The organism is Streptomyces sp. NPDC045678 (assembly GCF_056432085.1).
In genome coordinates, this window is the sequence record NZ_JBWKJS010000008.1 from 491,086 (window position 1) to 503,277 (window position 12,192).

The 12,192-nt window shown below is 69.8% G+C and carries 13 protein-coding genes and 1 pseudogene; 3 read left to right on the top strand and 11 right to left on the bottom strand.

What is annotated here, in order from left to right; translation table 11 throughout:
* Positions 1-49: 49 nt before the first annotated feature.
* On the bottom strand, positions 50-352 hold the full coding sequence (locus AC07DO_RS28890; RefSeq protein ID WP_479063628.1) for a glutaredoxin family protein: 303 nt from the start codon (positions 350-352) through the stop codon (positions 50-52).
* A 103-nt stretch (positions 353-455) separates the two neighbouring features.
* Here AC07DO_RS28890 and AC07DO_RS28895 point away from each other — a divergent pair, with 103 nt between their 5' ends.
* The 3 genes from AC07DO_RS28895 to AC07DO_RS28905 all read left to right on the top strand — a co-directional run bounded on the left by AC07DO_RS28895 (position 456) and on the right by AC07DO_RS28905 (position 4,015).
* Complete coding sequence (locus AC07DO_RS28895; protein ID WP_479063629.1) at positions 456-1,409, top strand: HAD family hydrolase; 954 nt, start codon at positions 456-458, stop codon at positions 1,407-1,409.
* A gap of 313 nt (positions 1,410-1,722) precedes the next feature.
* Positions 1,723-2,517, top strand: a complete 795-nt coding sequence (locus AC07DO_RS28900; protein ID WP_479063630.1) for an ECF subfamily RNA polymerase sigma factor, BldN family — start codon at positions 1,723-1,725, stop codon at positions 2,515-2,517.
* A gap of 238 nt (positions 2,518-2,755) precedes the next feature.
* Entirely contained in the window at positions 2,756-4,015 is a 1,260-nt protein-coding gene (locus AC07DO_RS28905) for a DUF5667 domain-containing protein (protein ID WP_479063631.1), read from the top strand.
* Between the two features lie 67 nt (positions 4,016-4,082).
* On the opposite strand, the pseudogene AC07DO_RS28910 reads toward AC07DO_RS28905, so the two are convergent.
* From AC07DO_RS28910 to AC07DO_RS28955, 10 genes and pseudogenes are all read right to left on the bottom strand, one after another.
* Positions 4,083-4,190: pseudogene (locus AC07DO_RS28910) on the bottom strand (glycerol acyltransferase); the annotation flags it as partial.
* Between the two features lie 94 nt (positions 4,191-4,284).
* Positions 4,285-5,349: a lysophospholipid acyltransferase family protein gene (locus tag AC07DO_RS28915; protein WP_479063632.1), complete on the bottom strand. Its 1,065-nt coding sequence runs from the start codon at positions 5,347-5,349 to the stop codon at positions 4,285-4,287.
* A gap of 14 nt (positions 5,350-5,363) precedes the next feature.
* On the bottom strand, positions 5,364-6,419 hold the full coding sequence (locus tag AC07DO_RS28920) for an NAD-dependent epimerase/dehydratase family protein (RefSeq protein WP_479063633.1): 1,056 nt from the start codon (positions 6,417-6,419) through the stop codon (positions 5,364-5,366).
* Between the two features lie 175 nt (positions 6,420-6,594).
* Positions 6,595-6,693 carry a 30S ribosomal protein bS22 gene (locus tag AC07DO_RS28925; protein ID WP_003948845.1) on the bottom strand — a complete coding sequence of 33 codons (99 nt, stop codon included), beginning with the start codon at positions 6,691-6,693 and terminating at the stop codon, positions 6,595-6,597.
* Positions 6,694-6,840: 147 nt separating this feature from the next.
* Entirely contained in the window at positions 6,841-7,050 is a 210-nt protein-coding gene (locus tag AC07DO_RS28930) for a helix-turn-helix domain-containing protein (protein ID WP_157869005.1), read from the bottom strand.
* Positions 7,051-7,182: 132 nt separating this feature from the next.
* Positions 7,183-7,998 (bottom strand): phosphatase, encoded by an 816-nt coding sequence (locus tag AC07DO_RS28935; RefSeq protein ID WP_479063634.1) that lies wholly within the window; start codon positions 7,996-7,998, stop codon positions 7,183-7,185.
* Positions 7,999-8,123: 125 nt separating this feature from the next.
* Positions 8,124-9,299 carry an acetoin utilization protein AcuC gene (locus tag AC07DO_RS28940; RefSeq protein WP_479063635.1) on the bottom strand — a complete coding sequence of 392 codons (1,176 nt, stop codon included), beginning with the start codon at positions 9,297-9,299 and terminating at the stop codon, positions 8,124-8,126.
* A complete protein-coding gene (locus AC07DO_RS28945; RefSeq protein WP_479063636.1) occupies positions 9,250-10,470 on the bottom strand; it encodes an MFS transporter in 1,221 nt (406 codons plus the stop codon). The genes AC07DO_RS28940 and AC07DO_RS28945 overlap by 50 nt, the downstream gene beginning before the upstream one ends.
* 66 nt (positions 10,471-10,536) lie before the next feature.
* Positions 10,537-11,277, bottom strand: coding sequence for a VC0807 family protein (locus AC07DO_RS28950; protein WP_479063637.1), 741 nt, complete (start codon positions 11,275-11,277; stop codon positions 10,537-10,539).
* A gap of 141 nt (positions 11,278-11,418) precedes the next feature.
* Positions 11,419-12,063 carry an HAD family hydrolase gene (locus AC07DO_RS28955; RefSeq protein WP_479063638.1) on the bottom strand — a complete coding sequence of 215 codons (645 nt, stop codon included), beginning with the start codon at positions 12,061-12,063 and terminating at the stop codon, positions 11,419-11,421.
* Positions 12,064-12,192: the final 129 nt, after the last annotated feature.

Sequence of the window (12,192 nt, forward strand, 5' to 3'; positions counted from 1 at the left end):
TAATCGACTTTGCGGGCACTTTGGACTGACCGGTCAGTGACGGACGGCCCTACCCTTCGAGCTCGCGCCGCAGCCGCGCCTCGTCCACACGCCAGAAGGTGTGCTGCTCCCCGTCCACCAGAACGACCGGGATCTGTTCCCAGTAGGCCCGGTGGAGCTCCTCGTCCTGCGTGATGTCCTTCTTCTCCCAGGGGGTGCCGAGCTCACCGCAGACCTTCTCGATCACCGACTGTGCGTCATCGCACAGATGACACCCCGGCTTCCCGATCAGGGTGACCAGCCGCTCCTGAGGTTTCTTCTTCTCCGTACGACCGCTCGCAGGGCCGCTGTGACGACGAAAGATCGGACTCATGCCGCCATTCTCGCCCGCCCTCCCCCGGCCCGGACACGGAGAGTTCACAGGCCCGATTCCTCCCGACTCCGGAACCACCGAACAAACTGGCTATGCTCACGGCATGGCCGCTCTCGGATGGCTCACCCCCCGTAGGCGCTCCGCCACGGCGCGGAGCGTGTTGGCAGGCGAGGCCTCGGCTGAGGCAGCGCGCAAGTCCTCCCAGGAGCAGGAGGAGCTCGACGCCCTCGCCACACAGGCCGCGCCCGACGAAGGCGAGCAGGAACCGGAGTTCCCCGTCGTCGGCGACGACAAGGCCGCCGCCTTCTTCGACCTCGACAACACCGTGATGCAGGGCGCCGCGATCTTCCACTTCGGCCGCGGGCTCTACAAGCGCAAGTTCTTCGAGCGCCAAGAGCTGTTCCGATTCGCCTGGCAGCAGGCCTGGTTCAGGCTCGCGGGCGTCGAGGACCCCGAGCACATGCAGGACGCCCGCGACAGCGCCCTGTCCATCGTCAAGGGCCACCGGGTCGCCGAGCTGATGTCCATCGGCGAGGAGATCTACGACGAGTACATGGCCGAGCGCATCTGGCCGGGCACCCGCGCCCTGGCCCAGGCCCACCTCGACGCGGGCCAGAAGGTCTGGCTGGTCACCGCCGCGCCGGTGGAGATCGCCACGGTCATCGCCCGCCGCCTCGGCCTGACCGGCGCCCTCGGCACCGTCGCCGAGTCCATCGGCGGCGTCTACACCGGCAAGCTCGTCGGCGAGCCGCTGCACGGCCCGGCGAAGGCCGAGGCCGTCCGCGCGCTGGCCGCCGCCGAGGGCCTGGACCTGGGCCGCTGCGCCGCGTACAGCGACTCGCACAACGACATCCCGATGCTCTCGCTCGTCGGGCACCCCTACGCGATCAATCCCGACGCCAAACTGCGCAAGCACGCCCGGGAACGCGACTGGCGGCTGCGGGACTACCGCACGGGCCGCAAGGCCGCGAAGGTCGGCATCCCGGCCGCGGCCGGCGTCGGCGCGCTCGCGGGCGGCGCGGCCGCTGCCGTGGCCCTGCACCGTCGCCGCCACTGAGCCCCGCCCCGAGCATTCCGTCGGTCCTACCCCGCGACGTCTCCCGCCAGTCACGCCGGTAGCACTCGGCCACAACACGCCTCAGGCCGACACGGAATGTGAACTGATTCGATCAGCAGTCGCTCACTCTGCGGTACTTAACCGGGCGCCAATCGGTAACAGAAGCGACGTAATCGATGATTTGAGCAACTGGGTGTAGCGCTGCCTGTACGAAGCGTTATTCTCCTCAGACGCATAAGGGACCCCACACGTCGCTACGACGGGTGAACGGTCCCGCACTGCACGTGATGGAAGCTCTGCCTCTGGGAGTCCCGTGTACCCACACGTCGGGGTTGACGCCTCGGGCCTGGCTACGCTGCGCGCAACGGTCATCGACCGCTTGCGCGGCTTCGTCCCCACCGCGTACGCCGTCCCCGCCGTCCCCGCCCTTGCCGTCCCCGCACCCGCCGGGCCCTGCTACGCCCTGGCGAACGGCGGTGCGGCAGTCAGCAGACGGGCCCGTTCCGGTTCCGCTGCCGCCACCTCGGCCCCCACCCCCCGCCGCCCCGCGGCGGACAGCGACAGCGCCCGCATGATGGACCTGGTCGAACGCGCCCAGGCCGGCGAGTCCGACGCCTTCGGACGCCTCTACGACCAGTACAGCGACACGGTCTACCGCTACATCTACTACCGCGTGGGCGGCAAGGCGACCGCCGAGGACCTCACCAGTGAGACCTTTCTGCGCGCCCTCCGCCGCATCGGCACCTTCACCTGGCAGGGCCGCGACTTCGGCGCCTGGCTGGTCACGATCGCGCGCAACCTGGTCGCCGACCACTTCAAATCGAGCCGATTCCGCCTCGAGGTGACCACCGGCGAAATGCTCGACGCCAACGAAGTCGAGCGCAGCCCCGAGGACTCCGTCCTGGAGTCCCTCTCGAACGCCGCCCTCCTCGAAGCCGTCCGCCGCCTCAACCCTCAGCAGCAGGAGTGCGTGACCCTGCGCTTCCTCCAGGGCCTCTCCGTCGCCGAGACCGCGCGGGTCATGGGCAAGAACGAGGGCGCGATCAAGACCCTCCAGTACCGCGCGGTGCGCACGCTCGCCCGACTCCTGCCCGACGACGTCCGTTAGCTCTCCGTGGTGCCCAACTCACCTTCCGTGGCGGCCAGATGGGCGCCACGGAATTGTCGCGGTCCGATCATCTTTCGTCCGTAACCCAAGTGCCGCGACGCTCGTTGTGCGGGATGCAGGCTCCCTGTGGTCGCTACCTGGCTGGCTCCGCTCACTCGATCGTGTGGAAATGGTCAGGACATGCAACCCTCAGGACCCCCTGGGGAGTCGACCGTCTTGACGAGAGGAGGTGCCGCCAGTGATCGCGAACGTATCGGCCCACCGGCGGGCGAACGCCTTCGCCCAGGCCCTGGAGGAGCATTCCGACCAGGGTCCGGCGGCCGAGAAGTCCGTGGACTCCGCGCCCGTACCCGCGGCCGCACCCGTGGAGTCCCCCGAAACCACCGGCCGCGCCGAACCGTCCGAGCAGAGCCGCATGCTGGCCCTGACGGACGGTCTCGACGCGCTGCCCAAGCCCGTCCTGGACCCCGAGGTCAAGGTCGTCCAGCGCGCCCAGCTCGTGGCTGCGATGGAAGCCATGTTCCTCGAGGGCGGCAGTCCTTCCGTTCCCGAGCAACGGTCCCGCAAGGGTGCCCACCGGGCGAGTGGCCTGCGGAAGTTGCGGCCGCGCACCCGTCTGTCCAAGGGCATCGCGGCGGGCGGCCTCACGGTCGGCGTCGCCGCGGGCGCGTTCGGAGGGGTGGCCGCGGCCAGTTCCGACGCGCTCCCCGGCGATTCGTTGTACGGCCTCAAGCGCGGCATGGAGGACTTCAAGCTGGGCCTGGCCGACGACGACGCCGACCGCGGCCAGATCTATCTGGACCACGCGTCGACCCGCCTGAACGAGGCACGCAGGCTCATGGAGCGGGGCCGCTCAGGCGCCCTGGACCACGAGTCCCTCGGCGAGGTCAGGCGAGCCCTCTCCGGCATGCGGCACGACGCCACGGAGGGCCACCGCCTGCTCCTGGAGGCGTACGAGCGCGACGGCTCCCTGGGCCCCATCCAGGCGCTGTCCGCGTTCTCCCGGTCGCACCGCGAGGCATGGACCGACCTCCAGGGCCGCCTTCCCGTCCAGCTGGGCGACGTCGGAGAGCAGGTGAACTCCGTCTTCGACGCCATAGACGAAGAGGTCGACCCGCTGCGCTCCCTCCTGCCCAGCGCACCGAAGAAGGGCGGCTCCGGCGGGCGTACGTCACAGAGCCCCAGCGGCTCCGACAGCGCCGACGGCCGGACCTCCCACCCCTCGGGCGGTGGCAGTTCGCACAGCAACGGGGCGGGCGGCGACAGCAGGCCGAAGCCCTCCACGTCGGACCGCAAGGACGACGGCATCCTCGGCGGCACCACCGGCGGCCTCCTCGACCCACCGGACGAGAAGACCAGCCCGGAGCCCTCGGCCGGCGACGGCAAGAGCAAACCCGGCCAGCACAGCTCCCCGCAGGAGCCGGACGTGACACTGCCCCCGCTCCTGCCCGGCCTCCAGCTCCCGGAGCTCGGCATCAAGGGCGAGGACGCGAACTAGTCCCTGTCCGTACGAAGCTGGGGGCGCCTTCCTTGTGCGGAGGGCGCCCCCAGCCGCGTACCCACACCTAGAAGAACACCGACCGCCGCTGCACCAGCAACTTGTACAGCGAATGCTGGATCTGCTCCCGCACCTGGTCCGTCAGGTTGAACATCAGCATCGGGTCCTCCGCGGGCCCCTTCACAACGCCGTCCTCGCACCGCTTCGCGGGCATCGCACGGCTGCGTCGGACTCCGTCCGCCGGCTCCACGTGCCCCCGCACAGCCGCCTCAGAAGAACACCGACCGCCGCTGCACCAGCAGCTTGTACAGCGAGTGCTGGATCTGCTCCCGCACCTGGTCCGTCAGGTTGAACATCAGCATCGGGTCCTCCGCGGCCTCCGGCGGATACCCGTCCGTCGGGATCGGCTCGCCGAACTGGATCGTCCACTTCGTCGGCAACGGCACCGCGCCCAGCGGACCGAGCCAGGGGAACGTGGGCGTGATCGGGAAGTACGGGATGCCGAGGACCCGCGCCAGCGTCTTGGCGTTGCCGATCATGGGGTAGATCTCCTCCGCCCCGACGATCGAGCACGGCACGATCGGTGAGCCCGTCCGCAGGGCCGTCGACACGAAGCCGCCGCGGCCGAACCGCTGCAGCTTGTAGCGCTCGCTGAACGGCTTCCCTATGCCCTTGAACCCCTCCGGCATCACGCCCACCAGCTCGCCCCGCTCAAGGAGCCGCTCGGCGTCCTCCGCGCACGCCAGCGTGTGCCCGGCCTTGCGGGCCAGTTCGTTGATCACCGGCAGCATGAAGACGAGGTCGGCGGCGAGGAGCCGCAGATGCCGTCCCTGGGGATGGTTGTCGTGCACCGCGACCTGCATCATCAGGCCGTCCAGCGGCAGCGTCCCCGAGTGGTTGGCGACGATCAGCGCCCCGCTGTCCGCGGGGATGTTCTCGATGCCCTTCACCTCGACCCGGAAGTACTTCTCGTAGAAGGGCCGGAGCATCGACATCAGGACCTGGTCGGTGAGCTCTTCGTCGTAACCGAAGTCGTCGACCTCGTACTCACCCGTCAGCCGCCGTCGCAGGAACGCCAGACCGCCCGCGATGCGCCGGTCCCAGCCGCCACCGGCCCGCGGCCCCGGCACCCGCCCCTGCGGCTCCACGGGCGCCGGCTGCGGCTCCGCGACCTGCTGCACGTCCTGCGGCCTGCCCTCCTGCTGCCCGGGCAGCGCCTTGACCCCGGCCACGGGGTCGCCCTTGCGCCGGGGCGCGGACCTGCGGCGCGAGGCGCGCTGCGCGCTGCCGCGCGACCGGTCGTCGTCGAACGGAATGACCTTGGCGTCCGCCATCGTTGACGCTCTCCTCAGTTGGCGCTCGGGTGGCCGCCCGCGAGGGGCAGCGCGGCGATCCGGTCGACTGCCCCCGCGAGGGCACCTGGTGGCAGCAGCCCGGGGCCCCGGCTGCGTACGAAGTCCGCGAAGGCCTCCGCGGTCGTGTACTTCGGCTCAAACCCCAGTGTCTCGCGCATCTGCCGGGTGGCCACGACCCGGCCGTGGGTGAGCAGCCTGATCTGCTCGGGCGAGAAGTCCGTCGCACCGAGGGTGCGCAGCGCGGAGCCCACCCAGGTGACGGTCGGCAGGAGCACCGGCACGGTGGGGCGGCCGAGCCGCCGCGAGCACTGGGACAGGAGCAGCTGACCGTCGCCCGCGATGTTGAACGTGCCGCTGTTGAGCGTGCCGCGCTCCGGATCGTGCGAGGCGAGCCGCAGCACCTCGACCGCGTCGTCCTCGTGGACGAACTGGAGGCGCGGGTCGTAGCCGAACACGGTCGGCAGGACCGGCAGCGAGAAGTACTCGGCGAGCGGGGAGTCCGCGGCGGGGCCGAGGATGTTCGCGAAGCGCAGCACGCACACCGCGACGTCCGGGCGGCGCCGCGCGAAGCCGCGCACATAGCCCTCGACCTCGACGGTGTCCTTGGCGAAGCCACCGCTCGGCAGCGATTTGGGCGGCGTCGTCTCCGTGAAGACCGCGGGGTCCTTGGGCGCCGACCCGTACACGCTGGTGCTCGACTTCACCACGAGCCGTTTGACGGTCGGCGACTTCTGGCAGGCGCCGAGCAGCTGCATGGTGCCGATGACGTTGGTCTCCTTGACCGAGCCGCGACCGCCCCCGCGACCGCCGAGCGCCGTCGCCGTGACGTCCATGTGCACGACCGTGTCGACGCCGTGCTCGGCGAGGATCCTGGCGACCGTGGGCTGGCGGATGTCGGCCTGGACGAAGTCGGCGCCGCCCAGATGGTGCTCGGGTGGGACCGCGTCGACGGCGACCACCCGGTCGACGTCCGGGTCTCGCTGAATGCGCCGGACGAACCGGCCGCCCAGCTGTCGGGCCACCCCGGTCACGAGCACGACCTTGCCCAAGATCAGCGCCTGCCTTTCCCCAAACCCTCGCCGCGCCGGCGTCGGCTGTGTTCCGAACCACGCTATCGGGTGGACGTTGCGCTGTGATGTCCGTGCACCCAGAGACGGCCGAAAACACCGAAGCCCTCCCGCCGGATGACGGGAGGGCTTCGGATCACGCTGTTACAGCGGTCGCCTACTTCTTGTTGCGACGCTGAACGCGAGTGCGCTTCAGCAGCTTGCGGTGCTTCTTCTTGGCCATCCGCTTACGCCGCTTCTTGATTACAGAGCCCACGACTACCCTCGCTCACTTCTCTTCACTCGGTGCGGGGCAGCAGACTGGGCCCACACGACCTACGTCGGCCTAGCCTACCTGTCCCCGCGTGAGGGACGTAATCGAGGGGCCATGGCCCCTGCGCGACGGGCCCTCGGGACCCCTCGCTCAACCTGCTTCGACCCCCACATAGGACTCGCGGAGGTACTCGTGAACCGCCTGCTCCGGAACCCGGAAGGACCTTCCGACCCGGATGGCGGGCAGATGACCGCTGTGCACCAACCGGTACACGGTCATCTTGGACACTCGCATCACCGAGGCGACTTCCGCCACGGTCAGAAACTGAACCTCGTTCAGCGGCCTCTGGTCTGCAGCCATGACACCCCACCTGAACCTTCCGCACATGACGGGCACCGGCTTCCCCTTCCGGTGACTCTTCGTCGCTGCGCGCTCACTCCCCAGACTAGGGGCGGATGATGCGAGTGGGGAAGAGGAGCAGCCATCGGCCGCCTACTGTGACAGACACGCTCGATTGAGTACATAGCGAGTAAGCGGTCGGTAGTAATCAGACCGCACAGCGTCATCAAGCGGAACGACGACGGACACCTGCCCCTCGGCCTCTCCGACGAACAGCGCGGGATCATCCGTATCCGCCAGACCGATCGCCTCAAACCCCAGCTGACCTGCTCCGCAGACCCATCCGTGGTCCCCCACGACCAACCCGGGAAGCGGTCCGCCGGCCTCCGCTGCGGCATCCAGAGCGGCCCGAACCGGGAGTGGTGAATGGGTGTGTGCGCCGGTCTCACTCCCGGTGGGACGCGCGCCGGGTTCGCGCACCAGCGCGACTCCTTGTACGTAGTCAAGGTTGTACGTGCGTAGGCCAAACCGGGTCGTTATGTCGACACTGTTGCCCTGCGCGGGGGTGAGGACGTGACATCCGGCCGCCGACAAAGCGTCCGCCAACGCGGCGTAGAACCCGAGCAGCCGGTGCGGGTGACCGGTCCCGAAGAGCACGGGGAGGCGCCTCCGCGCGGCGGCCGCGAGCCGTTCCGCGAACGCGTCGAGGGCCGCCAACGTCCGTTCCGGATCGATGACATCGGCTCCCGAGGTGCACCTCGGATCGGCCGACACTCCACACTTGTCCGACATCAGGCGCAACAGGTCGCCCGCGCCCCAGCTCCATTCGGGGTCGAGCCCGAGAAGTACCCGCGGGTCGCGGGCCGCGAAGAGCCGGTAGCTCCGCAGGCTCTCTTCCCGAGAGGTGGCCACGGGCCCGGCCAACCGAGCCGCCAACAGATGCGCACGCAGGGCGCCGGTGCTCAACACGCAGCCGATGCTGACGCATCCACGACCACGCGTCCCCAAAACCCCGGAAAACACCCACAGTTGGGCTAACACGGGCATAATCGGGGCGGCCCTCCGTCGGCGCGCTCCAGCCAACCGACGTACTCCTACGCCAGCAGCCCCCGCAGCGGAAACACCGCCCGCCGTGCGGCGAGCACCGCCTGGTCGAGGCGGTCGGCGGGGTCGTACCCCGACTCCCATCCCTTCCAGTCCACCGGCCACCGGCCGTCCGTCATCCGTCCCGGCGCCAACTGCCTCGTGCGCGCGAAGACTTCCTGCCGCCAGGACTCGGGGATCTCCGCGGTCGGCTCGACGGGCCGCCCCGCGGCGATCGCGACGAGATGCGTCCAGGACCGCGGCACGACATCCACCACCGCGTACCCTCCGCCGCCGAGCGCGACCCACCGCCCGTCCGCGTACTCGTGGGCCAGCTCGTGGCACGCCACCTGCACGGCCCGCTGCGCGTCCAGCGACACCGCGAGGTGCGCCAGCGGGTCCTCGAAGTGCGTGTCCGCACCGTGCTGTGTGACCAGGACCTGCGGCCGGAACTCGGCGAGCAGCTCGGGCACCACGGCATGGAAGGCCCGCAGCCACCCCGCGTCCCCCGTGCCGGCGGGCAGCGCGACGTTCGCGGCCGTCCCCTCCGCCGCTCCGTCCGCACCCGTCTCCTCGGGCCACCCGGTCTGCGGGAAGAGCGTCCGCGGATGTTCGTGGAGCGAGATGGTGAGAACCCGCGGGTCCTCCCAGAACGCGGCCTGCACCCCGTCACCGTGATGCACGTCGACATCCACGTACGCCACGCGCTCCGCGCCCAGTTCGAGGAGCCGGGCGACGGCCAGCGCGGCGTCGTTGTAGATGCAGAACCCGGAGGCGCCGCCGGGCATCGCGTGGTGCAGTCCGCCCGCGAAGTTCACCGCGTGCAGCGCGTCCCCGCGCCACACGGCCTCGGCCGCGCCGACGGACTGGCCGGCGATCAGCGCCGACACGTCGTGCATCCCGGCGAAGGCCGGGTCGTCCTCCGTGCCGAGTCCGTACTCACCTCGCGCGGACGCCGGGTCCACGGAGGCGGCCTTCACCGCGTCCACGTAGTCCCCGCGGTGCACGAGCCGCAGCGTCGAGTCACCGGCACGCTTGGCCGAGACCACCTCCAGATCCCGGTCGAGCCCGAAGGCGTCGACCAGACTTCGGGTCAGCCCGAGCCTGACCGGGTCCATCGGGTGACCCGAGCCGAAGTCATAGCCCGTTACTGCCTCGTCCCACATCAGCTGTCCGCGGCCGCTCATGCCCGTCACCGTACCGGTCCGGTTCCGGGGCGAAGGAACGGGCGTACGGCAAGGTCAAGAGCACCAACACCATGGGAACGACCATGGCCCACCGGTAGTTCCACGCGTCCCCCAGCGCTCCCACCAGCGGCGAACCGATCAGGAAGCCCACATAGTTGAAGATATTCAGTCGCGCGACGGCCGCATCCGAAGCTCCCGGGAACAGCCTCCCCGCCGCGGCGAACGTCTGCGGAACAATCACGCACAGCCCCAGTCCGAGAACCGTGAACCCGGCGATCCCGACCCACGCCCCCGGCGCCACCGCCACGATCACGAACCCCAGCGCCGCCACCACGGACCCGGCCCGCACCACCGCCCCGGCCCCGAAGCGCCGCACCCCCAGATCCCCGAGCCCGCGCCCCGCCAACGTCATGACCATATAGACGTTGTACGGAACGGTGGAGACCTCCTCCGAACTCCCGAGCACGTCCTCCAGATACTTGGCGCTCCAGTTGGAGACGGTCGAGTCACCGATGTAGGCGAAGGTCATCACCAGGCAGAGCGGAAGCAGCACCTTGAAGACGACACCGTCCCCCCGGCCGCTCGCCTCCGCCCCCACCCTTTCCTCCGGCGCTTCCGCATCGACGTACCACCGGCTCCCGATCAGCGCGGCCGGCAGCAGCACAGCCACGACCGGCAGACAGGAGACGAAGAGCGACAGGTCCCAGTGCGCCCCGGCCCAGGCCAGCGACGCCCCCACGATCCCGCCCAGGCTGTACGCGGCGTGAAACCCGAGCATGATGCTCCGCCCGTGCGCCCGCTGAAGACTGACCCCGAGCATGTTCATGGACGCGTCCAGCGCACCCACCGCACACCCGAACGCCCCGAGCGCCACGGCGACCTGCCACAGCGCGTCACCCGCGCCCACCCCAAGCAGCGCCAGCAGTACGACGGGCTGCGACCACCGCAGCACCACGCTCGGCGGCACCTTCTTGACCAGCTGCTCGGTGCCCACGCTCCCGACCCCCGCCAGAATCGGCACCGCCGCGAGGAAGACGGGCAGCAGCCCGTCGGATATCCCGTACCGGTCCTGGATCGCCGGGATCCGCGTCACGAGCAGAGCGAAGGTCACACCCTGCACCAGGAACGCGAACGCCAGCGAGGCCCTGCCGCGCCGCAGCACTTCGGTCATGGCTGCAGAGCGTAGGGCCCCGGACTACCCGTGGGTAGATGGATCACTCAACCAATTTCGGCGCCTTCAGCGCCCCGCCACGACCGCCCCACCAGCCATACCCGCCACGTCCGCCTCGACCATCTTCTCCATCGGCCCGACGACCAGGCGGCCACTGACGAACATGGTCAGCGTGATCGCGCCGGCCGCGATCGCCCCGCCCAGCCACACCATGGTGTCGACGGGCAACGTGTAGGCCCCCACGACCCGCAGCAGCGCCTCCCCGAAGAGCGCCAGACCCCATACGACCGAGAACATCCGCTCCAGCCGCGCGAACCGCCCGCGCTCGGCGTTCAACCGGTCCCAGGCCGCGGTCCTCGCCGCGTTCCCCTTGGTCACCCAGGGCTTGAGACCGGCGGTCATCAGCGGCCGACCGGCCACCACCGACAGCAGAATCGCGATCCCCACGGTCGCCGTGATGGCGCTGTCCTTGGCGAGCATCAGCCGCGGGTCCCCGGCGATCAGGCTCATCGCCAGCCCGACGACGTTGGCGGCCAGGATGAGCGCCGCGAGCCCGTTGACCCGCCGCTCCTTGACCAGCCCCCAGGCCGTCCGCCCCGCAGGCACGACGCTGCTCCAGGCGAGCGCCGCTATGGTGCCCGTCCCGAACCCCTTGCTGAGCAGGTAGTACGAGGCGGTGGGCACCAGCGCGTCGAGCACGAGCGGCTTGAGCGACTCGACGCGCGCCTTGCGTGCGTCGTCGGGGGCGTCGGCCGTGGTAGCGACGGGGCGGACCTCTACGAGGGCGTCGGTGGCGAGCTGGCTCATGATCGGGTTCCTCCGTCGGGCTGCGGCGTGCGTCCTGTTCGATCGCGACGACCTCAGCTTCGCCTCCCCGGCCCGCCCGCCGACAGAAACGATCGTCCGGACCTCACCATGACAAATGTCAGCCCCGCTGCCCGGTCACCGTCATACGAGCAGGTCAGGCAACTCCCGCAGGTCGCTGAAGAGTTCAGTGGCGCCGACGAGCCGCTCGGCGGGCGTCATGGCGGTGAACCCGAGGACGTCCATCCCGGCGGCGACCGCGGCCTGCACCCCGAGCGGACTGTCCTCCACCACGACACACTTCTCGGGCGCCACGCCCATGCGCTCGGCGGCGTACAGGAAGAGATCGGGCGCCGGCTTGCCCCGCCCGACGTCCTGCGAGCTGAAGACCCGATCCTCCCCGAACCACTCATCAAGTCCGGTCTTCCGATGCCCGACCCGAATGCGCTCGTGGCTCCCGGAGGAGGCCAGACAGTAGGCGACGCCGTCCCCGGCCAGTTTCTCCAGCACTTCCACGGCTCCGTCCACGGGCTGCAGCTCCCGCTCGAACGCGGCGAACACCCGCCCGTGAAAGACGTCGTCGAAGTCGGCGGGAAGCCGCTGCCCACTCCGCTCGAGAATCAGATCGTGTACGCGATGCACGGCGGCCCCCATGTAGTCCCGCAGGGAGTCCTCGTACGAGGTGGGGTGTCCCAGCTCGGTCAGATAGCCGGCCAGGATCGTATTGGAGATCGGCTCGCTGTCCACCAGGACGCCGTCGTTGTCGAAGATGACGAGGTCGTATCGCATATCCCGACCCTAATCCTTCTCCGTAAATTTCCCTGGAACGCAGAAAACCCCCGCACCAAAGGTGCGGGGGTTTTCCCAAAAAAAGTTCGGCGGCGTCCTACTCTCCCACAGGGTCCCCCCTGCAGTACC